Here is a 25,845-nt window from a genome sequence, read left to right on the forward strand (position 1 = left end):
GGGATGGACACACCGCTGGTGTACCAGTTGTTCTGCCAAGGGCATCGCTGGGTAGCTATGTGTGGAAGGGATAAGTGCTGAAAGCATCTAAGCATGAAGCCCCCCTCAAGATGAGATTTCCCATAGCGCAAGCTAGTAAGAACCCTGAAAGATGATCAGGTTGATAGGTCAGAGGTGGAAGCGCGGTGACGTGTGGAGCTGACTGATACTAATCGTTCGAGGACTTAACCAAACATGAAATGCGAAAGCGACTGAACAGCCTCGACAAGCACTGGAGGCTCTGACGAAGAAGCGATCTTTGCTTCTGAAGGAGGAGGTGAAGTGATCGAGAGGCTAGGAGCTGTAGCTGGACACTATCTTCATTGAATGTCTGCACGTTATCTAGTTTTGAAGGAACAAATTTCTAGTTGAAATGGTTCTTTTCTATAGTAGAATAAAAGTCTGGTGACAATGGCGAAGAGGTCACACCCGTTCCCATGCCGAACACGGAAGTTAAGCTCTTTTGCGCCGATGGTAGTTGGGGGTTTCCCCCTGTGAGAGTAGGACGTCGCCAGGCTTTTACCAACTATCAAATGGTAAAAGAATTTTAGTATTATGCGCCCGTAGCTCAATTGGATAGAGCGTCTGACTACGGATCAGAAGGTTATGGGTTCGACTCCTTTCGGGCGCGCCATTATTATTTTACTTATATTATTTTGGCGGTGTAGCTCAGCTGGCTAGAGCGTACGGTTCATACCCGTGAGGTCGTGGGTTCGACTCCCTCCGCCGCTACCAAAATATATTTTTATACAGCCAATGGAGGAATACCCAAGTCCGGCTGAAGGGATCGGTCTTGAAAACCGACAGGGGTGTTAAAGCCCGCGGGGGTTCGAATCCCTCTTCCTCCGCCATTTTTGGAGGGGTAGCGAAGTGGCTAAACGCGGCGGACTGTAAATCCGCTCCCTACGGGTTCGGCGGTTCGAATCCGTCCCCCTCCACCAGTTTTATATCTTTAGAAATCACCATTTTTATGCTAGGGGCATAGTTTAAAGGTAGAACTGAGGTCTCCAAAACCTCCAGTGTGGGTTCGATTCCTACTGCCCCTGCCAAAAAAAACTATTACATGTATTATGGCGGTTGTGGCGAAGTGGTTAACGCACCTGATTGTGGTTCAGGCATTCGTGGGTTCGATTCCCATCAGTCGCCCCATATATCTACTAAAATTTATTTTAGTAAATTGTGTATCAATATCTAAATAACACCATATACTAAAAATGATTCAATTTTTTATTGGGCTATAGCCAAGCGGTAAGGCAACGGACTTTGACTCCGTCATGCGTTGGTTCGAATCCAGCTAGCCCAGCCATTTTCTTTTAAACCGCGTTGTGGCGGCATAGCCAAGTGGTAAGGCAGAGGTCTGCAAAACCTTTATCCCCGGTTCAAATCCGGGTGTCGCCTCCAATTATTATTTTGCGGGTGTAGTTTAATGGTAAAACTTCAGCCTTCCAAGCTGATATCGTGGGTTCGATTCCCATCACCCGCTTATGTATTAAAAATCGCATATGTTTTTCTTGCTGGAAGGGGATATAAACCCTTCCTTTTTTATAGGAATTTTTTTCCTTTTTTAATACAGAAATTTACTTCTGCGAAAAGATGTGTTATCATAAGACTAAGCTTTATAATAGGGGGCGATAGATAATGATACAAAATACTGAGTTGAGTAGTCTTCTTACACCTTTTGGGGAATGGTTATTAGAAAATGGTAAGTCCGTAAGCACTGTGAAAACGTATAATGGCGCACTAGAGAAGTTTCTAGGCTGGTTAATGGAATGTGACAAGGATATTTTTAAAATAACAAGAGAAGATGTTCAAGGCTATATGCAGTATCTTGAATCATTAGATAGAAGTCCTGCAACTATTGAAAAAGCATTTTCCACGTTAAGTGTATATGCTAAGTTTTTAGATAAACCTGAAATCACAAAGAATATTAATCGAGTCGAAAATGAAAAAGACGATTCTGCACCAGTCACATTAGAATCTAGTGAAAGATCTGCGTTGCTTAAAGAAGTTGAACTTGATGGTGATATAAGAAATACAGCTATCGTATACACATTACTGCATACTGGTATTAGAATCTCTGAGTTATGCGCACTAAATCATTCTGATATTCAAGTTGATTCTGAAACTGGTAAAGGTAAATTATTTATACGAACACTAAAAGGTGAAGTGAAAAGAGTTATACCTATGTCTAGAGAGTTAATGTATCAACTGCAGAGGTATAAGAATAGTATTGAAACATCCCAAGAAGCCCTGTTTATTTCGAGTGTAAATAAAAGAATCTCGACAAGAGGGGTTCAATATATGTTGAAAAAGTACGATGTGAATCCACATAAATTACGCCACACATTTTGTTCAGACTTAGTTCAAAATGGTATTGATTTAGCTACAGTTGCGGAATTAGCAGGTCATGCTGATGTTAATGTAACTAAACGTTATGTAAAACCTACTTCTTCAGATATTGAAGATGCTATAGATAAGACATTTATTTGAAAATTAAAGGAAACACCAGGACGCTTTGTCTTGTTAGAGAATAAAGAGAAGCAGGCTAACTAAAAAGTATAGCCTGCTTCTCTTTATTCTCTATTTAAGTTAAAAAAACCTATTCCTGAAAGGAATAGGTACTTTGTTTCGTTTAGTTTTTGACTTTAACTTTACCTGACCACATTTTAAAGCCGCCTTTTAATTGATTTAAGTCTTTATATCCTTTTCTTCTAAGCGTTTGGGCTGCTCTACCCGTTCTTAACCCGTTTTGGCAATATAAATAAACAGGCTTGTCCGGTCGGATTTCTTTAAGGCGCATTTTAAGTTGTGATAGTGGAATATTACGCGCTCCTAAAATATGTCCAGCTTCAAATTCATTTTGCTCACGAACATCTATCAATTGTGCTTTACGATATCCAGCACGAAATTCCTCTTCTGATAAGGTTGTTAAGATTTTTCGCTGATAAATAAACATGATAATAGCGTAAGTAATAACTGCACCTAGTGTAATAAGAATGATTTCCAAATCTAATCGACTCCTTCTTTTTCCTCTTATCATCGACATATTCTATTATATAAGTGATATGTTGAATAATCAAAGGAATTATAAGGTTTTTACTTTGATTTTGATATTTATTTTGTTAGACTAAATAAGCAAAATTGAAATTCTTTATTAAAGAGGGTTGAGTATGACAAATGAAACTTGGAGATTTATTGACTCAGGAGAGTGTTCACCTGAATTTAATATGGCATTAGATGAGGCATTACTAGATTGGCATAGTGAAAAAAAGATTCCACCAACTATTCGCTTTTACGGATGGAATCCACCAACTTTATCTATAGGTTATTTTCAAAAGGTAGAGAAAGAAATTGACCTTGATGCAGTTGATCGTTATGGACTTGGGTTTGTTCGACGTCCAACAGGTGGGAGAGGCGTGCTTCATGATAAAGAACTTACATATAGTGTAATTGTATCTGAAGACTATCCTGATATGCCTAAAACAGTTACTGAAGCGTATCGCGTTATATCCGAAGGGATATTACAAGGTTTTAGATCATTAGGTCTAGATGCCTACTTTGCTGTACCTCGAACTGATGAGGAAAAAGCAGGTTTAAAAAACCCAAGGTCTGCTGTTTGTTTTGATGCTCCATCGTGGTACGAACTAGTAGTTGAGGGTAGAAAGGTTGCAGGAAGTGCGCAAACTCGCCAAAAGGGTGTTATTCTTCAGCATGGCTCCATACTACTAGATATAGATGAAGATATGTTATTTGATTTATTTAAGTATCCAAGTCAACGGGTAAAAGAACGGATGCAACAAAATTTTAAAAATAAGGCTGTTGCAATAAACGCGTTAAGATCTGAGTCTGTTACGATTGAAGAGGCAAAGGAAGCATTTAGAATAGGATTTGAAAAAGGTTTGAATATAAAGTTAGAGCCTCATCAATTGACGAATGAGGAACTACAATATGTAGAAGAGATTATTCAAAAGAGATATTCAAATAAGGATTGGAATTTTAAGAGGTAAAAGTGACTTTTTTTAGTCGCTTTTTTTATTGATTTTAGAAAGCCTTGATTTAAAAGGCTCACTTTTGGATGTGTTTTTTGCAAGTGACAAAATTCTTCAAATTAGGCTAAAAAACGAAAGTAATCTATTGTTACCTCACTTTTTCTCATTGTTTTATATTATTTTCGGTTTGACAAAATAAAAATAATTGAACTGAATATCAATATATAGTATTGTCGAAAATTAATTAAACACTATATATTGATTTACAGAGGTGGAATATGTTAAGTTATGGTTACTGTTAATTCAGGCATCATTCGAGGGTAATTAACAAATAAATAAACTACTCTCGATGGACAAGCTTTTATTATAGAGGAAAAGGGAGTTGTGAGAATGACTGTTGCGCAAGAACAAAGAAAAAAGGTAGATGTGGAGAGGCTGAATCAAGATATCAGGCTATTCCCCCAAGTACACCCCATTACAGATGATATGGTAACCACACATAAAGGTGTATCTCGTTTAGTAATGCTTGATCGGTATACATTTAAAGATACCGAAAAAATCACCCTAGCAGAAGGGGACTTTGTTGTTCTTACGATAAAAGAGGATCCTAAGTTTCCAGCTCGCGGATTAGGTTTTATTGTAGATATTGATTGGGAGCAAAAAGCTGCAAGTGTACTTGTCGAAGAGGAGTATCGTGGTGTCTTGGATAGCCCTAAAGAGATTGAAACAGGGATTGTAAAACGTTCGCTGGATGTAATTGAAAAGCCGTTAGAGGTCTACTATGAACAAATTGCGAAACGTAATGCAACAGGTCTTGCGTCCGTTGAGAATACAGAAGCGAAAAGAAATGAATGGTTTGAGAAGTTTTACGATGAACTGGTTAATTTAAATTTTATACCAGCTGGACGTGTGCTGTATGGAGCAGGTGCTGATACGGACGTTACTTATTTTAATTGTTATGTAATGCCTTTTGTACAGGATTCTCGTGAGGGGATATCTGAACACAGGAAGCAGGTTATGGAGATCATGAGTCGTGGTGGTGGAGTTGGGACGAATGGTTCAACATTACGCCCTCGTAATACACTAGCACGTGGAGTGAATGGTAAGTCATCTGGATCTGTATCGTGGTTGGATGATATTGCGAAGCTTACACATCTTGTTGAGCAAGGTGGATCCCGTTAAGAATGGACCACATGGCGGGATTAAAATCTCGTGAATTGCTGGAACACCCTTAGAGCTTTATCAACTACAACGTGACTGGCAACGGTGAGCGTGAAAGTTAGAAAATGATAAAGATTGGGCAATCAGCAGCGAAGCATCTTTGGAAACGGAGATGAACGTTCAACGACTATTGAAACTTCCTAAAGTTGTCCAATTATAGGGAAGGTGTATAAATTGGAAACAAGGGAAGAAGTAAACCATAACAAACGGCAACGAGGTTATGGGGCACGAGACAAGGATGAATTAATTGCGAAGATAATTGAACTCCATAAAAGAGGAAATAGCCAAGTTGAAATTGCAAAAATACTAAAGATTTCTAGAGGAACAATACTAAGATGGAATAAAGAGCTAGAATTTTTTAAGCCTAGAACCCCTGGCGAAGCAGGCAAACTTAAATCAAAGGTTTACTCCTATAATGAGAATTACTTTGATAAAATTATTACTCCAAATCAAGCATACATTGTGGGTTTTATACTTGGGGATGGCACTCTCTATGATAGAGGGAAATCCAAAAGATTAGTAATTACTTTAGCAGCTGAGGACAAGCAAATTTTATACGATATAGCAACAGAACTAAATATGGCTGAAGCTATAAAATTCCGCAAAAAAAGTGTTGCTAATGAACAGGACAAGTATTCCTTAATTATAAATTCAACTAAAATGTGTGATGATTTAATGCGACTGGGTGTTAAACCACAAAAGACTGGCAAAGAAAAATGGATTAATTTTCATAATCATAAATTACAATGGGCTTTCCTAAGAGGTTTTTTTGATGCGGATGGTCATGTAGGGGTCTATGGTAAAGAAAACAGAACAGTCAGTAGAGTAGGTTTTACAGGTTCTAGAGAAATGTTGTTATCCATCTTATTGTTTCTTAAATCTCAAAACATCGGAAATAAGGTAAATGCAATTTCTAAGAAACAAGGTTGTTTTGATCTCAGGTTATCTAATAAAAATGATTTAATTCAACTTTATAATTATTTATATAAAGATGGAGATATCAAATTGAATCGCAAATTTAATAAATATTCTTCCTTGATGATATAGTCTGTTCTCATGTGAAAGCATGAGAGGATAGCAGAAATGACTATCCCCTCTATAAAAGATTATAGAGAGTAACAATTTGCGTGGCGCACAAATGATAATGTTGAGTTCGTGGCACCCTGACATCATTGAATTTATTATTTCAAAAATGCAAAACCCAAGAATTTTACGCTACCTAATAGAAAATACAAATGATGAAGCAATTAAAAAGTATGCTCAAGATAAATTAAAGTTCACACCGCTTACTGAGCAAGAAAAAGATATGTACCAAGGTATCATTAATTTTAAAGCTGTACCTGGCTATGGTGGATTTAGTGAGAAAATCATTAAAGATGCAGAGCAAAAGCTAAGAACTGGTGGAAACTACACTGTACACAATTCAGAGTTTCTAACAGGAGCTAATATTTCAATTTGTTTAACAAAAGATTTCATGCAAGCTGTTGAAGAAGACGGTTATTATGACCTTCGCTTCCCAGACGTCGAAAGTTATGATCCAGCAGAGATGAAAACATACAACGAAGAATGGCATAAAGTTGGAGATGTGCGTGAATGGGAAAAACAAGGCCATAAAGTCCGCGTTTACCGTAAAATCAAAGCAAAAGAGCTTTGGAATTTAGTTAATATCTGTGCAACATATTCAGCTGAACCAGGTATTTTCTTTATTGATAATGCAAACGACATGACCAATGCAAAAGCATATGGACAACAAGTTGTCGCAACGAATCCGTGTGGTAAAGTGGCTTAGTTTGCCTCACGTTAAAAACTGCGGAATAAAGCGGGAAGGCTGAGACGTGCTAATCCGAACCGAAGGCTAACCAAAGGTTAGTCAGGGGCAACGCATAGATGGTGAAAAGATATAATCCATCCACGAGGCCGCAGCACTAATATATTAGTGAAAAGATATGCTGACCTTACAGGAACAAAGAACTGTAAGAAGTAGAGGATAAAAAGCCTTTACGATAACAAAACTGGAACAACCACTTGCGCCATATTCAGTATGTAACCTTGCAGCGGTTAACCTTGCTGAAATGGCTAATAAGGTAACAAAAACAGTTAACTTCGAAAAACTTAAGAAGACAGTTGAAGTTGGAGTTAGAATGCAAGATAACGTTATTGATGCAACTCCTTACTTCTTAGAAGCTAATAAAAAGCAAGCACTTGGAGAGCGACGTGTAGGTCTTGGAGTTATGGGGTTACATGACTTACTAATCTACTGTGAGACTGAGTACGGCTCTGAAGAAGGAAACAAACTTGTTAATGATGTATTTGAAACAATCGCAACTACAGCGTATCGTGCTTCAGTTGAGTTAGCGAAAGAAAAAGGTAGCTTCCCGTTCTTAGAAGGAGACAACGAAGAAGGTACGAACCGCTTAAGAGAAGCTTTTACAAACACTGGCTTCATGCAAAAAATGCCTAATGATTTAAAGAATGATATTAAAGAATATGGAATTCGTAATTCGCATTTATTAACTGTTGCTCCTACCGGAAGCACAGGAACAATGGTTGGAGTCTCAACAGGTTTAGAACCATATTTCTCATTCTCTTATTTCAGAAGTGGCCGTTTAGGTAAATTCATCGAAGTCAAAGCTGATATCGTTCAAGAATATTTAGATAGAAATCCAGAAGCTGATCCAAATAACTTACCAAAATGGTTTGTATCTGCAATGGAGCTTGCTCCTGAGGCACATGCTGATGTACAATGTGTCATCCAACGCTGGATTGATAGCTCAATCAGTAAAACAGTAAATGCACCAAGAGGCTATACTGTTGAGCAAGTTGAAGGTGTCTATGAGCGTTTATATAGAGGTGGAGCAAAGGGTGGAACAGTCTATGTTGATGGAAGCCGTGATTCACAAGTATTAACGTTAAAAGCAGAAGAAAACACATTTGGTGATGACGAGGAAACAGTCGAAGTAAATGAAAATAAAAAAAGCCATGTTGTCTTAGTTGATACAATAAACGCTTTACGTTCAACTGACGTGACAATTGGTTCTGAAGTTGGTAATACCTGCCCAGTATGTCGTCAGGGTACTGTTGAAGACCTTGGTGGATGTAATACGTGTACAAGCTGTGGCGCACAATTAAAGTGTGGATTATAAGATTGATTAAAAAAAGACCCTCATTGGGTCTTTTTTTAATACTCAATTTCCTCAAAATCTTGCGGTTCTGGAGTAGGCTTTCGATTTCTTAGTGCTTTGTTATTCTTTATTTCCTCATTAATATCTTGATAAGCCTTTACTTTACCAATTTTACTCTCAATATGACCTCGCTTATTTGTATCCAATTTGTATTCCCCCTAAATCTAAGAAATTCCGCCCGTATGTTTTAGTCTAACCAAACCCCTTTTAAATTACTTTTTATATAACTTTAACCAGAACATCCGCATGGAAACCATTGGTGAAGTTCCTTTTCTTTTTTTTCTCGCTAAAAGGCAATACTAACAGTCATAGCTAACAAAATGAGGTGAAGAAATGGAACCATTTGTCCCACAGCTCGTTTATATTGAGCCAAAAGCACTTGAATATCCACTTGGCAAGGAGTTACAAGAGAAATTTGAAAAAATGGGCATTGAAATACGTGAAACCACTTCCCATAATCAAGTGCGAGACCTACCTGGTGATAATGAACTGCAGAAATATCGAATAGCCAAATCTACTCTTGTAGTCGGTATTAGAAGAACGCTGAAGTTCGACACTTCAAAACCATCAGCCGAGTATGCAATCCCTCTTGCAACTGGTTGTATGGGTCATTGCCATTATTGTTACTTACAAACGACATTAGGAAGTAAACCCTATATCCGAACATATGTTAATCTAGACGATATTTTTGACCAAGCAAAAAAATACATCAAAGAACGCGAACCAGAAATCACTCGGTTTGAGGCAGCATGTACATCCGATATAGTAGGTCTTGATCACTTGACTCATTCCTTAAAAAAGACAATTGAATTTATTGGTGATACAGAACTAGGTCGCCTACGATTTGTAACGAAATATCATCACGTTGAGCATTTATTGGATGCAAAGCATAATGGAAATACAAGATTCCGTTTTAGTGTAAATTCACGCTATGTCATTAAGAATTTTGAGCCAGGTACATCTTCTTTTGACGAAAGGCTTGAGGCTGCAAGGAAAGTCGCTAATGCAAACTATCCGCTCGGATTCATTGTGGCACCCATCTATATGCATGAAGATTGGCAAGAGGGGTATTTTGAATTGTTTGAGAGGCTTTATAATTCGTTACAAGGAATAGATTTATCAAATCTGACCTTTGAACTGATCCAACATAGATTTACTAAGCCTGCAAAAAAAGTCATACAACAACGATATTCAAAATCGAAATTAGAAATGGATGAAGAGAAGCGTAAGTATAAATGGGGCCGTTATGGAATCGGAAAATATGTATACAAAAATGAAGACGCTGAAGATATTGAAACAACCATGCGACGCTATATTAACGAATTTTTTCCAAGTGCAAAGATACTATACTTCACATAGGATGTAAGAGTGATGATCGACATATCAATAAAGCACCGTTTTCATAATAACTTGTCAGCCCAAGGTATCTATTGTAAACTTTTAATACGGTTTACTTTAGTAATGGAGGGAAATCATGCCAACACCAAGTATGGAAGATTATATTGAACAAATATATTTATTGATTGAAGATAAGGGCTATGCAAGAGTTTCTGATATAGCCGAAGCGTTGTCAGTACATCCCTCATCAGTGACAAAAATGGTGCAAAAGTTAGATAAAGATCAATATTTAATTTATGAAAAGTATAGAGGATTGATCTTAACACCTAAGGGCAAAAAAACAGGAAAAAGATTAGTCTATCGTCATGAGCTATTGGAGCAATTTATGCGAATCATCGGGGTAGATGATGATAAAATTTATAATGATGTGGAAGGCATTGAACACCATTTAAGCTGGAATGCAATTGACCGGATTGGCGATCTCGTTCAATTTTTTGAGGAAGATGATGAAAGAATAAATTCGTTACGTAATGTCCAAAAAGGAACCGATGATGCTTAAATGAGAGAACATTATAGTGATGTTCTCTTTTTATATGGGAAAAATTGGTCTAATACCTCAATAAGCGGATTAAAGATATAACATACGTTATATTAGGTGATTAGGGGGCAAAAAATGTATATAGATGGCGTTTTATCAGGGGGAGGTATCAAGGGTTTTGCGTTAATTGGGGCCTATAAAGCGTTAGAAGAGAAGGGGTTTCAATTTAAGCGTTTGGCTGGAACTAGCGCAGGTTCCATTATTGCGGCGTTTATTGCAGCAGGATATACAAGCACTGAAATTATAAAAATGATGGATGAAGTGGATGTAAGCGATTTTTTAGATGAAAGAAAAACGATTTTGCCTTTTCCGGTAGCGAAATGGATACTTCTATACTGGAGACTTGGATTATATAAGGGAGTAGCTTTAGAAAAGTGGATTTCAAAAAAACTTTCAGATAAAGGTGTTAAAACATTTTCGGATTTACCACCGCAATCGCTTCGTTTAATTGCTTCTGATCTTACAAACGGAAAAATGCTGGTACTGCCTGATGACTTAAAGACTTATGGCATTACCCCGGAAATTTTTTCTGTAGCAAGAGCTGTTAGGATGAGCTGTAGTTTACCTTATTTTTTTGAGCCAGTCAGGTTAAGAACTTTAAACGACCAAAACTTAGTAGTGGACGGTGGAGTTTTGAGTAACTTTCCGATATGGCTTTTTGACGAAGAAAAGGCTACTTTAAAAAGACCTGTATTGGGAATTAAGCTAAGTGGGAGTGATGCGGAGAAGAAGAAAAATAAAATAAATAATGCGATTGAACTTTATGGAGCTTTATTTGAGACGATGAAAAATGCGCATGATGCACGCTATATCTCTCGCAGTCTTGAAAAAAACATAATCTTTATACCCTTAGACAGCGGGTTGACAACGGAATTTAATTTAACGGAAGAAAACAAACTAGCACTAATAGAATTTGGTCAAGACCGTGCGCAACAGTTCCTAAAAACATGGACGTTTTAACCTACTTCAATATTTAAAATCCCCAATTATTGTAAGAAAAGCGCAGGGCGCCCGCCTTTCGGCGACAAGCATAAGACGAGCCCTGACTGAAGGCGTTTTTTGCCTTCGGGAAGGGATTGGCTTATACCATAGAGCCGATGGCGCCCGGAGCTAGACACTAAAACTAGGTACAAACTTTTATACTTTCTTATCATTCAAAAAAAAAGAATCAAGCATCTAAAAAAACGCTCGATTCTTCTTTTTTCCCTTTTTCCCCTCTATAACTGTTAAGTGAGAGCTGATAGCTTTTTTCTTTTTCTGGCCATTTGCCTGGGTTGGTTTCTTTACACTCGTAAGATTAGCTCTTTTGTTAACAGTACCGATTATTTGGCTTTTCTTGTGGCCCTGCTCATTGAAACGTTTCGCTGATTGTTTGGCCGCTCGTAAATAGGCAGACTGTTCTTTACCGCCTGTGCGCCTTCTTAAATACATTTTATAAATAAGGAAGAACAATACCGCAAATAAAGCGATAAAGCCCAATCGTTTTAATAGTTGTCCTGGTTCCATAATAAGTGTAGAAAGTATACCAATTGCACCTAACACTATCAATATTGGAATCACAATATTAGTACCGCGACGATTCAAGAGAAACACCTCCTTAAAACAGGTCTTTTTAATCATTTTACGAAAATAGCCTTTTTGAGCTAATTCATAATTTATATCCATAAATTCTAAAACGCATAAGTACAACTACGCCGCAGTCTTCACCAATCAGCAAGTTTTCTTTATAGTTTATTAATTTCTATTAGCCTAGTTGACGATTATTAAACAATTTCTTCGGTTTCTTTTACGTAACAAACAAGCGACATCGTTTATTGAACGAAGCTATTACAATCTTGGCTTGATCTTGTGGATTTTTTTAAAAAAAGATAAGTTAAAATGACACGTTTAATAAAGTTTTTCTTTTACTTATATTCTACAGGAAATTTAAATAAACCTCTAGGTTGATGTTTCGTAAATATTATACCCATGTTTTTCCTGTTATAGACATGTTGATTTTAATGAATATATACAGACCAAAACACTTCATATAACAATAAAGACTGGACATACTAGTAAATGGAGGTGTTTGCAAATGGTTGAAGAAAAGAAGAAAAATCCAAAGCTTGAACAAAATCATCAGGAAGAACCTATGTCGATAATTGCAAAAGTAGTAGTTACCGGCTTAGTTGGTGGTATTTTTTGGAGTTTGTTGTCTTATGTAGCATACCTTTTTAAGTTTACAGAGATAAGTCCAAGTCTTGTTTTACAGCCATGGGCCGTGGGGGACTGGAAAAATGGAGTGTATGGTCAGTTTATGGGTGTTTTTGTAATTGGTTTGTTATCAATAGGAGTGGCACTTTTATATTATGCAGTTTTAAGAAAGTTTGATAAAATTTGGGTAAGTATGATATTTGGACTAGCACTATGGGCTATTGTATTCTTTGTACTAAATCCAATATTCCCAGATTTAAAGGATGTTTGGGATTTAAAAAGAAATACAATTATTACGACAATTTGTTTTTATATTTTATACGGTGTTTTTGTTGGGTATTCTATTTCATTTGAGGCCAATGAGTTTAATCAGGAAAAACATGCGATCGTGTCAAATGAGTAGGTAAGAATATATCTTTTATGTTAGAATGTTCTTTGACTGAACATTCTTTTTTTTGTAAGGAGCTAAAGACGATGTTGCGTATTCTTCTAATTAATGGACCTAATTTAAATCGTTTAGGAAAACGTGAACCTGAGGTTTATGGCAATGCTACACTTGATATGTTGGAGCAAGATGTAACAGCTTTTGCAAAGGGCCATGGGATTGAAATTAGTTGTTTTCAATCTAACCATGAAGGGGATATTATTGATATGCTGCATGATGCAGAACCTACATTTTCAGGTATTGTCATTAATCCTGGGGCATTTACACACTATAGCTATGCAATCCGTGATGCGATTGCAAGTATTTCTATACCAACTGTAGAAGTTCATATTTCAAACGTACATGCAAGGGAAGAGTTTCGTCATCTATCAGTAATAGCTCCAGTCGCTGTTGGTCAAATAATTGGATTGGGTTTTTATGGTTACAATTTGGCGGTATTAGCTTTGCTTGACTACATAGGGGGGAGAAAATAAAATGATAAAATTAGAAAAAATCCGTGAGAGCTTTAAAGACTATGGTATTGATGGTTTACTGATAACAAATAGCTATAATAGACGTTATATGACGGAATTTACAGGGACTGCTGGTGTTGCTATAATCTCTGAAACAAAGGCAGTATTTATAACGGATTTTCGATATGTGGAGCAAGCAAACAAACAAATCAAGAACTTTGAGATTGTTCAACATAAAGGACCAATCATTGAGGAAGTTGCCAAGCAAGCAGCTGCAATAGGGATTCAGCAGCTTGGTTTCGAACAAGACGATTTAACATTTGCTACATACAAGGCGTATGAAAAGGAATTAAATACTGAATTTGTACCTGTTTCTGGTGCAGTTGAAAAGTTGCGCTTGATTAAGTCTGAATCAGAGATTAAGATATTAAAGGAAGCAGCAGAGATAGCTGACTCAGCATATTCTCATATCCTAAATTTCATTTGTCCCGGTTTAACGGAACTAGAGGTATCAAATGAGCTTGAAATGTTCATGAGAAAGAACGGTGCTGTATCATCATCCTTTGACATTATCGTCGCTTCAGGCTACCGCTCTGCACTGCCACATGGTGTAGCAAGTGAGAAAATCATTGAAAAAGGTGACTTTATAACTCTAGATTTTGGTGCTTATTACAAAGGTTATTGTTCAGATATTACGAGAACACTAGCTGTAGGCGAGCCAAGTGAAGAGCTTAAGAAAATATACAATATTGTATTAGAAGCTCAACTTAGTGGTATGGCTGGTATTAAACCTGGAATGACAGGACGCGCAGCCGATGCGCTCACTCGTGATTACATTACAGAACATGGCTATGGAGAATATTTCGGACATTCAACTGGGCATGGTCTTGGAATGGAAGTACATGAGGCCCCATCACTATCGATGAAATCTGACACAGTTTTAGAACCAGGTATGATAGTAACGGTAGAACCTGGAATATACATAGCAGGACTTGGCGGAGTAAGGATTGAAGACGATACTGTCGTAACAAAAGATGGTAATGAGTCACTTTCATATTCAACAAAAGAATTGATTATTTTATAAATGTTTCTAGGAGAAGCAGCCTAGTTTCATTATTATTAGGAGGATTTTTGTATGATATCAGTAAACGATTTCCGTACAGGTTTAACAATTGAAGTAGATGGTGGAATTTGGAGAGTTATGGATTTCCAACATGTAAAACCTGGTAAGGGTGCTGCATTTGTACGTTCTAAATTACGTAACTTACGAACTGGTGCGGTTCAAGAAAAAACGTTCCGTGCTGGTGAAAAAGTAGCAAAAGCACAAATTGAAAACCGTAGAATGCAGTATCTATATGCAAACGGCGATCTCCATGTGTTCATGGACAATGAATCATATGATCAGATTGAAATACCTGCAACTCAAATTGAGTATGAATTGAAATTTTTGAAAGAGAACATGGAAGTTCAAATTATGATGTTCCAAACTGAAACACTTGGAGTTGAGTTACCAAACACAGTGGAGCTTAAAGTTGTTGAAACTGAACCTGGAATTAAAGGGGACACAGCTTCAGGTGGTTCTAAACCAGCGATTATGGAAACTGGTGTATCAGTAAACGTACCATTCTTCATTAACGAAGGCGATGTATTAATTGTTAATACAACTGACGGATCATACGTATCACGTGCTTAAAAAAAGTATAGGGAAACTCAAAGTAAAAAGAACTCATGCGAGAATTATCGTATGAGTTCTTTTTTTTAAAGATAAGAAAGCATAAAAGTTTGTACCTAGTTTTAGTGTCTAGCTCCGGGCGCCATCGGCTCTATGGTATAAGCCAATCCGTCCGGAAGGTAAAGAACAACCTTCCAGCCAGCTTGTCTTATAGCTTGACTTGCACAGGATGTGCTGATGTCGATGTTCGCCACAGGACGTGGCGGGTTTAAATCGACGCGCCGATAAGCGGGCGCCCTACGCTTTTCTTGCATAAAAGGGAGTATAAAGTTTTTATCTGGTTTTATCTATCAAGGTCTGTAACAATCCAATCCTCGAAAAATTTGTTGTTCTACCCCCAGTGTTTATCCATTGACTTTTTCTCAGGTGTAAAAGTATCTTGAAGCTACTTTTCATCACTCGCACTAACAAATCCAGGGAATTAACAAGAAAAAGTAAGATAGAAAAAAACACTCAATACGGTTTGATAATGATTAGAAATTGATTTGTAAAATTATAAAACAGGGTTTTGTCCAAGTTTTTCTTCTTAAATAGTAAAAGTCAGCATAGGTTGTACTAACGAAAAAATAAATGACTTTAACTGTGTGGTTCAAAAGAAAAATTTCTTTTGAGAAGCCTCATTAAGAATGTGGAGGATATCATCATGAAAAGGTGGATCTCATTTTTTGAAGCAAGTGTGTTGTCGATGGCTGGATTACGAATCTTATCAGGACTGATTGAAATTACTGCTGCTGTACTAATGCTCGTTTTTAACGACCCGAAAAAAGCACTAGCAATTAATGCGATGCTTGCTATTGTCGGGCCAATTGTATTAGTAACAACGATGACAATTGGACTTCTTTCAATAGCGGATGATTTATCATTTTCAAAGCTATTTTTTGTTGGACTTGGCGTTGCTTTTATTTTGTTTGGAATCTATAAGTAAGAATCTCTTGTTAAGAAAAAGGCATAAAGTGGCCAAGCTGGCATAAATTGAACTAATGAAAGGTTCGAAGGAGGGGCAGCGATAATGGAACAAATTTTGAATGTATTACCGAAAGCAATCTCGAATCATCTATCCAACTTTACTCCTTCGGTACTTGAAAAAATAGAAGAAATAAGAGTGCGAATTTCAAAACCTCTTGAAATTGTAATTAGCGGTGAGCCTCATTTTCTTCCATATATAGTGACAGGTGAGGATGGGGCTCAGTTATTAAATAAGCTCAGCCATTATTCGATCTATACCCTTGAAGAAGAGTTAAAGAGAGGATATGTAACGATCCAAGGCGGTCATAGGGTTGGGCTAGCTGGTAAAGTCATTACTGAGAATGGATTGGTTAAGGTTATTCGAGATGTAACTTCCTATAATATTCGGGTTGCAAAACAAAAAATCGGAATAGCTCAGGGTCTTATTCCCTATCTCTATACAACTTACTGGAATAACACGATGATTATTGGTCCGCCGCAGACAGGTAAAACAACTTTGCTACGAGATATAGCTCGAGTAATAAGCACAGGGGAACCTACCCAGGGCATTATGACAAGTAAAGTAGGTATAGTAGATGAACGTTCAGAAATTGCAGGCTGTGTTAAAGGAATTCCACAACATGAATTAGGTAACAGAATCGATGTCTTGGATGCTTGTCCGAAGGCTGAAGGTATGATGATGATGATTCGTTCAATGAGTCCGGAGGTACTTGTCGTTGATGAAATTGGACGAGTTGAGGATAGTGAGGCGATTCTTGAGGCCGTAAATGCAGGGGTCCGAATGATTGTCACTGTCCATGGACAGCAACTATCTGACTTATATAAACGTCCATCTTTACGACCACTGCTAGAAATTGGTGTGTTCGAGCGGTTTATTGAATTAACACGATCACAGGGACCAGGTACTGTTAAAAGCATTCTTAATACTGAAGGTCAGATTTTAAACAAAGTGAGAGTGACATAGAGATGAAATTACTCGGAGCCATTTTTATTTTAATTGCAGCTACATGGACTGGTTTTGAAGCGGCACGTCATTTAAGTGAAAGGCCAAGGCAGCTAAGACAATTAAAGGCAGCACTACAGGCCTTAGAAGCTGAAATTATGTATGGTCATGTTCCATTACATGATGCCGCGATGCACTTATCAAAGCAAATTCCAAAACCGTTATCATGGTTTTTTGAAGTATTTTCCAAAAAATTAGTTACTGGAGATACAAGTGTTAAACAAGCATGGGAAGATAGTTTACAGGAAATATGGAAGTTTACTGCATTAAAGCAAGGTGAGTATGAAATATTAATACAATTTGGTGAAACGCTGGGACAGCACGATCGAAGTGCACAACAAAAGCATATTATTCTTGCTTTAACCCACCTGGAGCGGGAGGAAAGTGATGCAAGAGAAAGACAATCACGCTATGAAAGGATGGTTAAGAGTTTAGGTTTTTTAACAGGGTTATTGTTAGTTATTTTATTGATGTAGGTACTAGGGGGAGAAGAGCAAATGGGAGTCGATGTAAATATCATTTTTCAAATTGCAGGTGTTGGAATTGTTGTTGCATTTCTCCACACAATTTTAGATCAAATGGGCAAAAAGGAGTACGCTCAATGGGTAACGCTACTGGGTTTTATTTATATTTTATTCATGGTTGCAACAATCGTAGACGAACTATTTAAAAAGATTAAGTCAGTGTTTCTCTTTCAAGGTTAAAGGGGGGCTTTGTTATTGAAATTCTTCAAATTGTAGGACTAGGACTCATTGCAACGTTCCTAGCATTAATAGTGAAAGAACAAAAGCCCACATTTGCTTTTATGCTTGTCGTGTTTGTTGGTTGTGTTATTTTTTTATTTTTGATTGATCAAATTTACGAGATTATAAGAATGCTTGAAAAAATAGCGTTGAATGCAAGCGTCAACATGGTATATGTAGAAACAATTTTGAAAATCATTGGTATTGCATACATAGCTGAATTCGGAGCTCAAATCACAAAGGATGCAGGACAAGGGGCAATTGCTTCTAAAATTGAGCTAGGTGGTAAAATTCTGATTCTTGCAATGGCGATTCCAATCTTAACTGTAATCATCGAGACTGTAATCAGTCTAATACCTAGATAAAAGGTATTCCGTTTCAATGCTTTTATTCGGAATAACCTGGGGGTGAACCATTGAAAAAATTATCAATCAACCTTTTTCTATTCCTAATTTTCCTACTGCTAAGCTTACCAGGAAGTGTACAAGCTTCTCCCCCACAGCAAGAACTTGTAGAACGTCAATTAGAAAAGCTTGGAATTGAAGAAATTACCCAATATTGGGAGGAAATAACGACTGTATATGGTGGGTTTCTTCCAGAAAGCCAAAAGGGTAGTTTACTAGAATTTGTTAGAGGCGATAAAAAATTTTCAATTAAAGAATGGCTATTAGGCTTCCTCAAGTATCTGTTCTATGAATTACTAGCAAATGGCAAGCTTCTTAGTACGTTAATCATGCTTACGATCTTTAGTATGTTTTTACAAACCTTACAAAATTCATTTGAAAAGAGTGCGGTAAGCAAAGTCGCTTACGCTCTTGTATATATGGTCCTGATTATTATTGCACTAAATAGCTTTAAAGTAGCAATTTCATATGCTGAAGAAGCTATTTCAACAATGACAAATTTTATCCTTGCATTAGTACCACTGTTGCTTGCTTTAATGGCAACCTCTGGAGGATTAGTGTCGGCTGCATTTTTTCATCCGATCATCCTTTTTTTAATGAATACAAGTGGTTTACTTATTCAATTTATTGTGTTACCACTTTTATTTCTATCAGCTTTACTGAGCATTGTTAGTACACTAAGTGACCACTATAAAGTAACTCAACTTGCCGGGCTACTTCGAAATATAAGCATTGGCCTATTAGGAACATTTTTAACAATTTTCCTAGGGGTTATTTCAGTACAGGGGGCCTCAGCGGCAGTCTCAGACGGAATTACGATTCGGACAGCAAAATTTATCACTGGAAACTTTGTCCCTGTAATTGGGAGGATGTTTACAGACGCTACAGATACTGTAATCAGTGCTTCTGTTTTATTAAAAAATACAGTTGGGATCGTTGGAGTCGCTATTCTTCTACTTATAGCAGCATTTCCAGCACTTAAAATATTGACTCTAGCGTTAATTTATAAAATTGCAGCAGCTCTTCTCCAGCCCTTAGGCGGTGGCCCGGTCATTGCGTGTTTAGATATCATCAGCAAAAGTGTTATCTATATTTTTGCTGCACTGGCAATTGTCTCACTTATGTTTTTCTTAAGTTTAACGGTCATTATTGCTGCGGGTAATCTTACGATGATGGTTCGATAAATATAGTTTAAGGAGGTGGAAAAAGTGGCGATTTTAACAGAATGGATAACAAATATTATTCTTTTTATCCTACTTGCAACAGTCATTGATATGCTACTTCCAAACTCGAGCATGCAAAAGTACGTAAAAATGGTTGTTGGTTTATTATTAATTGTTATTATCCTAACACCACTTTTCCAGCTTTTGACTCAAGATTTTGAACAAACCTTTGCTTCTATGAACCTAACACCGCAAATTGATCAAAAAAATATAGAAAATTTAATAGAATTGAAGAAAACAGAAATACAAGCCTCTAATCGTGCATATATTTTAGAACAAATGGCTGTCCAAATGGAAACTGAAGTAGAAGAGGAGTTGATGGAGGGATATGGATTGACTGTTGAAAATATACTCCTTTCAACAAAAGAAGAGGATAAGGAGATTACTTCACCTGAAGAATTAGGAAAGATTATGTCCATTGAGGTGATTCTCTCAGAACAGAATAGCGATCAAAATGCCGTTTCTGTTGTAAAGCCAATAAATATCGACACCTCCAAACAGACACAAATAGAAAAAAATCAACAACCAGACGTAATAGAAATCACGACATTTCTGGCAAGTATTTGGGGATCAGATCCAAAGCAAATAGTTGTATCTGTGGAAGGGGGGAAGAACTAAGTCAATGGGAAAAGAGCAAGGGTTATTAAACTCAATTAAAAAAATGTTTTTTCAATCAAAAGGAGATCAAACAGATCCTCCAGAGAAAAAACCACCTAAATATCATTACTTACTATTGGTTTTAACGCTTGGGGTTGTTTTTATGTTACTTAGTAATCTATTTAATAATGGCGAAACGAAGCAGCAAACGATTCCTACATCAACACAACAAAATAGTGATGAGCCAGCATTTGGACAGAAGGAGGAAGCTGAGAAGACGGCTATCTCTGAATACGAGATTCGTTATGAAAACCAGCTTAAGGAAGCATTAGAGACCATCATTGGTGTTAGCGATGTTACCGTTTTCGTTAATGTTGATTCAACGGAAACGAAGGTATTAGAAAAAAATACGGTTACAAATAGTCAATTAACGGATGAAACAGACCGTGAAGGTGGTAAACGGAAAGTTGAAGACACATCAAAGGACGAACAAGTCGTTATTATTAGACAGGGTGATAAAGAAACACCCATAGTCTTGAAAATTGAAAAGCCAACTATTAGGGGTGTACTTGTTGTCGCCAAAGGGGCTGACAACATTCAAATAAAAAAAATGGTGGTGGAGGCTGTTACAAGAGCACTAGATGTACCTAGTCATCGAGTAGCAGTTTTGCCTAAAAAAGACTAAGGAGGATAAATAAATGTTATTAAAAAAGCAAACTGTATGGTTATTAACAATGTTAAGTTTAGTTGTGGTGTTATCTGTGTATTATATTACTTCTCCAGAAGGAACAACGGAAAACTTTGCGTTTGAACAAGAAGGTGTAAAAGACGTTGAAGAGAATTCTGATGTAACAACTACAGCAGAAGGTGAAGAAGGTGTGGACGTAGTAATTGAAGAGGCAAAAGACGGTGCTACAAGCATTTCTGCTATTTCAAGTGACGAGTTATTCACTCAACTTCGTATGGAAATTGAAGAGCAACGTTCAATATTAAGAGAACAGTTGACTGCAGTAGTTGCTTCAAGTGAGGTTTCTGTAGAAGAAAAAAATAATGCAATGGAAAAAATGGAAGAATTAACTGAAGTTGCAATTAAGGAATCTACAATTGAAACGCTTATTAAGAGCAAGGGTTATGAGGATGCACTAGTTAGAGCTGACGGCACAAAAGTAAGAATCACAGTAAAAGCAAAAGACCATAATGAAACGGCTGCAAATGACATTTTACTATTAGTTGCAAGCGAATTTGGCGCACTTCAAGATGTAGCCGTTGAGTTCAAACCAGTAGAGTAACGATAAAAGTTAAGGCTGCCCGCTTTAGGGACATATAAAGGTTACAAGAGCTAAATATCAAACGAAAAGCCGGCATTAAATTGTTAATGCTGGCTTTTCTGTTATTCTTTATAAAGCTGTAATAATTTTTGAATAGCAGAATCAGTACCTAATACAGATTCAGAAAGTTCATGATGCTGTTTTGTTTGATTCGTTATCGTAGCTGCTATTTCTTCTAGTGAGGCATTCGCTTGTTGTACGGCTGCACTGAAATCATTCATTGCAACCTCAATTGATTTTGTCGTTTGATTAATTGTGCCACTTAATATGTCGAAGCCAACAATCTCGAGTGACAGCTCCTCAATCGATGCGCTAATTTTAGTGAAAATACCATCTGTTTGTTGAACAAGTTCAAGATTTTGTTTCATTAACTTTGAAGTGTTCTCCATATTCTCTTGTGTTTCATTTGTCTCGGATATTACATTTGATAAATTATCCGATATTTGAGTTGCTGTTTTAGCAGTTAATTCGGCGAGCTTTCTTACTTCACTAGCAACAACGGCAAAGCCTTTACCGCTCTCCCCAGCTCGTGCAGCTTCAATTGAAGCATTCAAGGCTAATAGATTTGTTTGTGCAGCAATCTCTTGTATCGACACAGTAAAATTAGTTGTTTCATGGATTTTGTTAGCAAGACCGTCCATTTTAATTGTCATAGCATGTAGTAATGAGTTAAAAGTAGTAATGGCTTTAAGTAAATGATTGGTAATTTTAGTACCATCCTCAGAAATACTTGAAGTTAATCCTGCTTTATTTTTTAACTCAGCAGCAGAGCAGACCATTTTATCTACCAGTTTATTTGCTTGTTCAAGTGTATTTGTAATGTTATTGATTGTATCTGCTTGGGTCTGAACGCCTGAAGCAACTTCTGCTAATGATGTATTCATTTCCTCTGATGCTGCATAGCTCTCTTTACTCTGGACACTTACATTACTAATGTTTTTTGAAATAATAGCCGTGTTTTCTTCTAGCTGTTTACGTCTTTCAATATCTTGTAATAATAGCTCTTCTGTTTGCTTTTGAACCGAAATGATATTCTGAGATAATATATCAGCCATTTTTAGTTGAAAAGAAAGTAGGATTGTTACCAATAAAAAGAGGAGATATATCGTTCCATAATTTTTAGTTTCTAAAATCAATTCTCCGTAGTGTAGATACGTAAATAAGGTGATGATCAGAAATCCTAAACTGGCCCCCAAATATAAAATCGATCGCTTCATATAGATTGCGGAGGTAGCAAGAATAAAGAATACAAGGAAATAGGCTGTAGGTGAGACACTGCTTTGCATAATTGTAAATAAAACGATTGATACAAATAAGACAGCAATGTAGGGGATAGCAGAAATAAATCTACTTGTATAATGCAAGAAACTAACGACTAAAACACCAAGTAATCCACCAACAATAATAGACAAAATAAGTGCTATTTCTTTTCCTAGTATAAAGTCGACGAGAGCTGCTAGAATTACAGACACAAATGTTGCTTTAACGACGAGACCGTTTTTTCTAATTAAATCATCTTTCTTCATTTTATCTAGTGAAACCATCTGAAATTCTCCTCCGATACTTTTCATTATGTAATATTATGTATATACTGATGATTGTTAATTCGACTTATAAAATCATATTCCTGCTTTATTTTTCGAATTTTGCGTTATATTAGCGAAAAAAGGAAAGCGTTACCAAGAAAAGCGCAGGGGGTCCACTTACCGGGCGACAAGCATAAGGCGAACCGACTAGAAGGTTGTTCTTGACCTTCCCGACGAATGGCTTATGACCTCAGGTCCGGTGGCGCCCGGAGTTAGTCTCCAAAACTAAGCACAAAATTTTATGCATTCACGTATAAATTCTGATATTACCAAAATAGTATCCGAAGGAGGCACAATTTTTAAAGAGTTACATAATCCTATTGAATTCAAGGATGAGTCTATCGTAAAATATTAGTAGGTGGTACTAATACTAACAATTAATATTTAATTGTGGTATCGTAATAGAGTACATATTTTTTTAATTGATAATATCCGATTTAGAATTAAGGGGTGTAAGTAATGCTTAAAATTCAAGAACTACGTGAACTTATTAAACTTGTTGACCAATCCAATATTGATGAATTTTCTTATGAACATGATGGATCGAAAATTAAAATGAAGAAGCACAATGCGGCATCAGGTGCCCCAGTTAAGAATACGGTGGCGGAAGTACAGCAAGCGCCGGTAACTAGAGAAGTCGTGCAAGCAACACCACAGGTCAATGCAGAACCAGTAAAAGTAGAAGAACCAAAAGTAGAAGCAACAGAAGACCTACATAAAATTACCTCTCCGATGGTTGGTACGTTCTATGCGGCACCATCACCAGATAAAGACGATTATGTAAAAGTTGGAGACAAAGTGAGTACAAACAATGTTGTTTGTATTGTTGAAGCAATGAAACTATTTAATGAGATTGAAGCAGAAGTTAAGGGTGAAATTGTTGAAATTTTAGCGAAAAATGGCCAGTTAGTTGAGTACGGACAACCATTATTCCTTGTAAAGCCTGAATAAAGGGAGACTGTTATGATAAAAAAATTGTTAATTGCAAACAGAGGGGAAATTGCCGTTAGGATAATTCGAGCGTGCAAAGAACTTGGTATTGAAACAGTTGCAGTTTTTTCCGAAGCAGACCGTGATTCATTACATGTTCAACTTGCTGATGAAGCTTATTGTATAGGACCAACTGCATCTAAAGAAAGTTATCTAAATGTCACTAACATAATTAGTGTTGCGAAGCTTACTGAAAGTGAAGCTATTCATCCGGGGTATGGATTTTTAGCTGAAAATGCAGATTTTGCTGAGTTGTGTCAGGAATGTAATATTATCTTTGTAGGGCCAAGTCCTGATGCTATCTCAAAAATGGGAACAAAGGATGTTGCGCGTGAAACAATGAAACAAGCAGGCGTTCCGATCGTTCCTGGATCTCAAGGGATTATTAAAGATGTCTCTGAAGCTGTAGAGTTAGCTAATAAAATGGGGTATCCTGTAATCATCAAAGCAACAGCTGGTGGCGGTGGAAAGGGAATCCGTGTTGCCAAAGATGAAGAAGAGTTAGTTAAGGGAATCAATATTACACAGCAAGAAGCTGCAACTGCATTCGGAAATCCAGGAGTATATATCGAAAAATATATTCAAGATTTTCGTCATGTTGAAATACAAGTATTAGCTGATAATTTTGGAAATGTGATACACTTAGGAGAACGTGATTGTTCAATACAACGCCGACTTCAGAAGCTGCTAGAAGAAACACCATCACCTGTCCTAGATTCACAAACCCGAGAAAAAATGGGTGATGCTGCAGTTAAAGCAGCAGCAGCTGTTAATTATTCAGGTGCAGGAACAGTTGAGTTTATTTTTGATCACCATGAAAATAAATTCTATTTTATGGAAATGAACACACGAATCCAGGTGGAGCATCCTGTAACAGAGATGGTTACTGGTGTTGACTTAATTAAAGAACAAATTCGCGTGGCTTCAGGGCAAACATTAACATTAAAACAAGAAGATGTTACGTTTACTGGTTGGTCGATAGAATGTAGGATTAATGCAGAGAACCCTGAGAAAAACTTTATGCCTTCACCTGGTAAAATTAATATGTATTTACCACCCGGTGGCTTTGGTGTTCGAGTTGATTCTGCTGTCTACCCTGGTTATGTAATTCCGCCATATTATGATTCAATGGTTGCAAAATTAATTACCTATGGTGCGACAAGGGAAGAAGCAATTGCTAGGATGAAACGTGCATTAAGTGAGTTTGTGATTGAGGGCGTTCATACAACGATTCCTTTCCATATCAAACTTTTAGAACATGAAAAGTTTGTAGAAGGAAACTTTAATACTAAATTTCTTGAATTATATGATGTAATGAAGTCGTAAACTAAAGTAGGAGGTGCTTTTAATGTCTGAAAATAATTTATTGGAAATGAACCAAGGAAATAACAGCCTAGGTAAAGTGGAAATTGCACCAGAAGTTATTGAGGTTATAGCGGGTATTGCAGCTTCTGAGGTAGAAGGCGTAGCACAGATGCGTGGGAATTTTGCATCTGGTGTTGTTGAAAGATTAGGAAAGAAAAACCACGGTAAAGGTGTTAAAGTGGAATTAACGGAAAATGGCATTATTATTGATGTGTTTTGCGCGATGAAATTTGGAGTATCAATTCCAAATGTTGCCCAAAAGGTTCAAGATAATATCCGCCAAGCACTTTTAAATATGACTGCTTTAGATATTGATGAAGTAAACATCCACGTTGTTGGGGTATTGTTTGATAATCCAAAACAAGAACAACAAATTGAACAAGAGATGTAAAATGGAGTTTGGTTGTAGGGGGTCTTTCGCATATTGCGTTAGACCCCGTTTCATTATGCA

At 36.9% G+C, this 25,845-nt stretch carries 26 protein-coding genes, 9 tRNA genes, 2 rRNA genes and 3 pseudogenes; 36 read left to right on the plus strand and 4 right to left on the minus strand.

The window, feature by feature from the left end; translation table 11 throughout:
- The 12 genes from PY093_RS11470 to PY093_RS11525 form a co-directional block, all read left to right on the plus strand.
- A 23S ribosomal RNA gene (locus PY093_RS11470) occupies positions 1 to 232 on the plus strand; the annotation flags it as partial.
- 208 nt (positions 233 to 440) lie between these two features.
- A 5S ribosomal RNA gene (gene rrf, locus PY093_RS11475) occupies positions 441 to 556 on the plus strand.
- A gap of 40 nt (positions 557 to 596) precedes the next feature.
- Positions 597 to 673 (plus strand) — tRNA-Arg (locus PY093_RS11480).
- Positions 674 to 697: 24 nt separating this feature from the next.
- A tRNA-Met gene (locus tag PY093_RS11485) sits at positions 698 to 774 on the plus strand.
- 23 nt (positions 775 to 797) lie between these two features.
- Positions 798 to 890 (plus strand) — tRNA-Ser (locus PY093_RS11490).
- 5 nt (positions 891 to 895) lie between these two features.
- Positions 896 to 980, plus strand: a tRNA-Tyr gene (locus PY093_RS11495).
- A gap of 34 nt (positions 981 to 1,014) precedes the next feature.
- A tRNA-Trp gene (locus PY093_RS11500) sits at positions 1,015 to 1,088 on the plus strand.
- Between the two features lie 24 nt (positions 1,089 to 1,112).
- A tRNA-His gene (locus PY093_RS11505) sits at positions 1,113 to 1,188 on the plus strand.
- Positions 1,189 to 1,270: 82 nt separating this feature from the next.
- A tRNA-Gln gene (locus PY093_RS11510) sits at positions 1,271 to 1,345 on the plus strand.
- A 21-nt stretch (positions 1,346 to 1,366) separates the two neighbouring features.
- Positions 1,367 to 1,440 (plus strand) — tRNA-Cys (locus PY093_RS11515).
- An 11-nt stretch (positions 1,441 to 1,451) separates the two neighbouring features.
- Positions 1,452 to 1,522, plus strand: a tRNA-Gly gene (locus tag PY093_RS11520).
- A gap of 155 nt (positions 1,523 to 1,677) precedes the next feature.
- Entirely contained in the window at positions 1,678 to 2,529 is an 852-nt protein-coding gene (locus PY093_RS11525; RefSeq protein ID WP_275646020.1) for a tyrosine-type recombinase/integrase, read from the plus strand.
- A gap of 142 nt (positions 2,530 to 2,671) precedes the next feature.
- Here the strand turns inward: PY093_RS11525 and PY093_RS11530 are convergent, their stop codons facing one another.
- Entirely contained in the window at positions 2,672 to 2,995 is a 324-nt protein-coding gene (locus tag PY093_RS11530) for a rhodanese-like domain-containing protein (protein ID WP_481769294.1), read from the minus strand.
- 214 nt (positions 2,996 to 3,209) lie between these two features.
- Between PY093_RS11530 and PY093_RS11535 the strand changes: the two genes are divergently transcribed.
- The 5 genes and pseudogenes from PY093_RS11535 to PY093_RS11555 form a co-directional block, all read left to right on the plus strand.
- Positions 3,210 to 4,046 carry a lipoate--protein ligase family protein gene (locus tag PY093_RS11535; protein ID WP_275646022.1) on the plus strand — a complete coding sequence of 279 codons (837 nt, stop codon included), beginning with the start codon at positions 3,210 to 3,212 and terminating at the stop codon, positions 4,044 to 4,046.
- Between the two features lie 372 nt (positions 4,047 to 4,418).
- Positions 4,419 to 5,207: pseudogene (locus PY093_RS11540) on the plus strand (ribonucleotide reductase N-terminal alpha domain-containing protein); the annotation flags it as partial.
- Between the two features lie 216 nt (positions 5,208 to 5,423).
- Entirely contained in the window at positions 5,424 to 6,296 is an 873-nt protein-coding gene (locus PY093_RS11545) for an LAGLIDADG family homing endonuclease (protein ID WP_275646023.1), read from the plus strand.
- 76 nt (positions 6,297 to 6,372) lie between these two features.
- Positions 6,373 to 7,026: pseudogene (locus PY093_RS11550) on the plus strand (vitamin B12-dependent ribonucleotide reductase); the annotation flags it as partial.
- A 238-nt stretch (positions 7,027 to 7,264) separates the two neighbouring features.
- Positions 7,265 to 8,392: pseudogene (locus PY093_RS11555) on the plus strand (vitamin B12-dependent ribonucleotide reductase); the annotation flags it as partial.
- A 35-nt stretch (positions 8,393 to 8,427) separates the two neighbouring features.
- Here PY093_RS11555 and PY093_RS11560 read toward each other — a convergent pair.
- Positions 8,428 to 8,577, minus strand: a complete 150-nt coding sequence (locus tag PY093_RS11560; protein ID WP_275646024.1) for a hypothetical protein — start codon at positions 8,575 to 8,577, stop codon at positions 8,428 to 8,430.
- A gap of 187 nt (positions 8,578 to 8,764) precedes the next feature.
- On the opposite strand from PY093_RS11560, the gene splB reads away from it, so the two are divergent.
- The 3 genes from splB (at position 8,765) to PY093_RS11575 (ending at position 11,327) form a co-directional block, all read left to right on the plus strand.
- Positions 8,765 to 9,790 carry a spore photoproduct lyase gene (gene splB, locus PY093_RS11565; RefSeq protein WP_275646025.1) on the plus strand — a complete coding sequence of 342 codons (1,026 nt, stop codon included), beginning with the start codon at positions 8,765 to 8,767 and terminating at the stop codon, positions 9,788 to 9,790.
- 115 nt (positions 9,791 to 9,905) lie between these two features.
- On the plus strand, positions 9,906 to 10,328 hold the full coding sequence (mntR, locus tag PY093_RS11570; protein ID WP_275646026.1) for a transcriptional regulator MntR: 423 nt from the start codon (positions 9,906 to 9,908) through the stop codon (positions 10,326 to 10,328).
- Between the two features lie 114 nt (positions 10,329 to 10,442).
- A complete protein-coding gene (locus PY093_RS11575; protein WP_275646027.1) occupies positions 10,443 to 11,327 on the plus strand; it encodes a patatin-like phospholipase family protein in 885 nt (294 codons plus the stop codon).
- 216 nt (positions 11,328 to 11,543) lie between these two features.
- Here the strand turns inward: PY093_RS11575 and PY093_RS11580 are convergent, their stop codons facing one another.
- Positions 11,544 to 11,951: an SA1362 family protein gene (locus tag PY093_RS11580; protein ID WP_275646028.1), complete on the minus strand. Its 408-nt coding sequence runs from the start codon at positions 11,949 to 11,951 to the stop codon at positions 11,544 to 11,546.
- A gap of 490 nt (positions 11,952 to 12,441) precedes the next feature.
- Between PY093_RS11580 and PY093_RS11585 the strand changes: the two genes are divergently transcribed.
- From PY093_RS11585 to PY093_RS11645, 13 genes are all read left to right on the plus strand, one after another.
- The gene (locus PY093_RS11585) at positions 12,442 to 12,963 is read left to right on the plus strand and encodes a YqhR family membrane protein (protein ID WP_275646029.1); all 522 of its coding nucleotides are present in this window, start codon (positions 12,442 to 12,444) and stop codon (positions 12,961 to 12,963) included.
- 71 nt (positions 12,964 to 13,034) lie between these two features.
- Positions 13,035 to 13,478: a type II 3-dehydroquinate dehydratase gene (aroQ, locus tag PY093_RS11590; protein WP_275646030.1), complete on the plus strand. Its 444-nt coding sequence runs from the start codon at positions 13,035 to 13,037 to the stop codon at positions 13,476 to 13,478.
- Between the two features lies 1 nt (position 13,479).
- The gene (locus PY093_RS11595; RefSeq protein ID WP_275646031.1) at positions 13,480 to 14,541 is read left to right on the plus strand and encodes a M24 family metallopeptidase; all 1,062 of its coding nucleotides are present in this window, start codon (positions 13,480 to 13,482) and stop codon (positions 14,539 to 14,541) included.
- Positions 14,542 to 14,592: 51 nt separating this feature from the next.
- Positions 14,593 to 15,150 (plus strand): elongation factor P, encoded by a 558-nt coding sequence (efp, locus tag PY093_RS11600; protein ID WP_275646032.1) that lies wholly within the window; start codon positions 14,593 to 14,595, stop codon positions 15,148 to 15,150.
- Between the two features lie 682 nt (positions 15,151 to 15,832).
- Positions 15,833 to 16,114: a YqhV family protein gene (locus PY093_RS11605; protein ID WP_275646033.1), complete on the plus strand. Its 282-nt coding sequence runs from the start codon at positions 15,833 to 15,835 to the stop codon at positions 16,112 to 16,114.
- Positions 16,115 to 16,198: 84 nt separating this feature from the next.
- A complete protein-coding gene (gene spoIIIAA / locus PY093_RS11610) occupies positions 16,199 to 17,119 on the plus strand; it encodes a stage III sporulation protein AA (protein ID WP_275646034.1) in 921 nt (306 codons plus the stop codon).
- 2 nt (positions 17,120 to 17,121) lie between these two features.
- On the plus strand, positions 17,122 to 17,634 hold the full coding sequence (gene spoIIIAB / locus PY093_RS11615; protein WP_275646035.1) for a stage III sporulation protein SpoIIIAB: 513 nt from the start codon (positions 17,122 to 17,124) through the stop codon (positions 17,632 to 17,634).
- A 21-nt stretch (positions 17,635 to 17,655) separates the two neighbouring features.
- On the plus strand, positions 17,656 to 17,862 hold the full coding sequence (gene spoIIIAC, locus PY093_RS11620) for a stage III sporulation protein AC (RefSeq protein ID WP_275646036.1): 207 nt from the start codon (positions 17,656 to 17,658) through the stop codon (positions 17,860 to 17,862).
- Between the two features lie 14 nt (positions 17,863 to 17,876).
- Positions 17,877 to 18,266 carry a stage III sporulation protein AD gene (gene spoIIIAD, locus PY093_RS11625; protein ID WP_275646091.1) on the plus strand — a complete coding sequence of 130 codons (390 nt, stop codon included), beginning with the start codon at positions 17,877 to 17,879 and terminating at the stop codon, positions 18,264 to 18,266.
- A 50-nt stretch (positions 18,267 to 18,316) separates the two neighbouring features.
- Complete coding sequence (spoIIIAE, locus tag PY093_RS11630) at positions 18,317 to 19,489, plus strand: stage III sporulation protein AE (RefSeq protein ID WP_275646037.1); 1,173 nt, start codon at positions 18,317 to 18,319, stop codon at positions 19,487 to 19,489.
- A gap of 24 nt (positions 19,490 to 19,513) precedes the next feature.
- The gene (gene spoIIIAF / locus PY093_RS11635; RefSeq protein WP_275646038.1) at positions 19,514 to 20,146 is read left to right on the plus strand and encodes a stage III sporulation protein AF; all 633 of its coding nucleotides are present in this window, start codon (positions 19,514 to 19,516) and stop codon (positions 20,144 to 20,146) included.
- Positions 20,147 to 20,150: 4 nt separating this feature from the next.
- The gene (gene spoIIIAG / locus PY093_RS11640; protein WP_275646039.1) at positions 20,151 to 20,810 is read left to right on the plus strand and encodes a stage III sporulation protein AG; all 660 of its coding nucleotides are present in this window, start codon (positions 20,151 to 20,153) and stop codon (positions 20,808 to 20,810) included.
- 13 nt (positions 20,811 to 20,823) lie between these two features.
- Complete coding sequence (locus PY093_RS11645; RefSeq protein ID WP_275646040.1) at positions 20,824 to 21,414, plus strand: SpoIIIAH-like family protein; 591 nt, start codon at positions 20,824 to 20,826, stop codon at positions 21,412 to 21,414.
- Between the two features lie 101 nt (positions 21,415 to 21,515).
- Here PY093_RS11645 and PY093_RS11650 read toward each other — a convergent pair whose 3' ends face one another.
- Positions 21,516 to 22,997: a methyl-accepting chemotaxis protein gene (locus PY093_RS11650; protein ID WP_275646041.1), complete on the minus strand. Its 1,482-nt coding sequence runs from the start codon at positions 22,995 to 22,997 to the stop codon at positions 21,516 to 21,518.
- 501 nt (positions 22,998 to 23,498) lie between these two features.
- Between PY093_RS11650 and accB the strand changes: the two genes are divergently transcribed.
- The 3 genes from accB to PY093_RS11665 are packed head-to-tail and all read left to right on the plus strand — an operon-like array spanning position 23,499 to position 25,785.
- Positions 23,499 to 23,990 (plus strand): acetyl-CoA carboxylase biotin carboxyl carrier protein, encoded by a 492-nt coding sequence (gene accB, locus PY093_RS11655; protein WP_275646042.1) that lies wholly within the window; start codon positions 23,499 to 23,501, stop codon positions 23,988 to 23,990.
- A gap of 12 nt (positions 23,991 to 24,002) precedes the next feature.
- The gene (gene accC, locus PY093_RS11660; protein WP_275646043.1) at positions 24,003 to 25,355 is read left to right on the plus strand and encodes an acetyl-CoA carboxylase biotin carboxylase subunit; all 1,353 of its coding nucleotides are present in this window, start codon (positions 24,003 to 24,005) and stop codon (positions 25,353 to 25,355) included.
- A 22-nt stretch (positions 25,356 to 25,377) separates the two neighbouring features.
- Complete coding sequence (locus PY093_RS11665; RefSeq protein ID WP_275646044.1) at positions 25,378 to 25,785, plus strand: Asp23/Gls24 family envelope stress response protein; 408 nt, start codon at positions 25,378 to 25,380, stop codon at positions 25,783 to 25,785.
- Positions 25,786 to 25,845: the final 60 nt, after the last annotated feature.

Origin of the sequence: Cytobacillus sp. S13-E01, from assembly GCF_029193815.1 — a bacterium.
In the GTDB taxonomy this organism is placed as follows: domain Bacteria; phylum Bacillota; class Bacilli; order Bacillales; family Bacillaceae_L; genus Bacillus_BV.

Excerpts from the sequence above, each read along its gene's own strand:
- PY093_RS11525 (WP_275646020.1), top strand. The coding sequence starts at position 1,678 with ATGATACAAAATACTGAGTTGAGTAGTCTTCTTACACCTTTTGGGGAA.
- PY093_RS11530 (WP_481769294.1), bottom strand. The coding sequence starts at position 2,995 with ATGTTTATTTATCAGCGAAAAATCTTAACAACCTTATCAGAAGAGGAA.
- PY093_RS11535 (WP_275646022.1), top strand. The coding sequence starts at position 3,210 with ATGACAAATGAAACTTGGAGATTTATTGACTCAGGAGAGTGTTCACCT.
- splB (WP_275646025.1), top strand. The coding sequence starts at position 8,765 with ATGGAACCATTTGTCCCACAGCTCGTTTATATTGAGCCAAAAGCACTT.
- mntR (WP_275646026.1), top strand. The coding sequence starts at position 9,906 with ATGCCAACACCAAGTATGGAAGATTATATTGAACAAATATATTTATTG.
- PY093_RS11575 (WP_275646027.1), top strand. The coding sequence starts at position 10,443 with ATGTATATAGATGGCGTTTTATCAGGGGGAGGTATCAAGGGTTTTGCG.
- PY093_RS11585 (WP_275646029.1), top strand. The coding sequence starts at position 12,442 with ATGGTTGAAGAAAAGAAGAAAAATCCAAAGCTTGAACAAAATCATCAG.
- aroQ (WP_275646030.1), top strand. The coding sequence starts at position 13,035 with ATGTTGCGTATTCTTCTAATTAATGGACCTAATTTAAATCGTTTAGGA.
- PY093_RS11595 (WP_275646031.1), top strand. The coding sequence starts at position 13,480 with ATGATAAAATTAGAAAAAATCCGTGAGAGCTTTAAAGACTATGGTATT.
- efp (WP_275646032.1), top strand. The coding sequence starts at position 14,593 with ATGATATCAGTAAACGATTTCCGTACAGGTTTAACAATTGAAGTAGAT.
- PY093_RS11605 (WP_275646033.1), top strand. The coding sequence starts at position 15,833 with ATGAAAAGGTGGATCTCATTTTTTGAAGCAAGTGTGTTGTCGATGGCT.
- spoIIIAA (WP_275646034.1), top strand. The coding sequence starts at position 16,199 with ATGGAACAAATTTTGAATGTATTACCGAAAGCAATCTCGAATCATCTA.
- spoIIIAB (WP_275646035.1), top strand. The coding sequence starts at position 17,122 with ATGAAATTACTCGGAGCCATTTTTATTTTAATTGCAGCTACATGGACT.
- spoIIIAC (WP_275646036.1), top strand. The coding sequence starts at position 17,656 with ATGGGAGTCGATGTAAATATCATTTTTCAAATTGCAGGTGTTGGAATT.
- spoIIIAG (WP_275646039.1), top strand. The coding sequence starts at position 20,151 with ATGGGAAAAGAGCAAGGGTTATTAAACTCAATTAAAAAAATGTTTTTT.
- PY093_RS11645 (WP_275646040.1), top strand. The coding sequence starts at position 20,824 with ATGTTATTAAAAAAGCAAACTGTATGGTTATTAACAATGTTAAGTTTA.
- PY093_RS11650 (WP_275646041.1), bottom strand. The coding sequence starts at position 22,997 with ATGGTTTCACTAGATAAAATGAAGAAAGATGATTTAATTAGAAAAAAC.
- accB (WP_275646042.1), top strand. The coding sequence starts at position 23,499 with ATGCTTAAAATTCAAGAACTACGTGAACTTATTAAACTTGTTGACCAA.
- accC (WP_275646043.1), top strand. The coding sequence starts at position 24,003 with ATGATAAAAAAATTGTTAATTGCAAACAGAGGGGAAATTGCCGTTAGG.
- PY093_RS11665 (WP_275646044.1), top strand. The coding sequence starts at position 25,378 with ATGTCTGAAAATAATTTATTGGAAATGAACCAAGGAAATAACAGCCTA.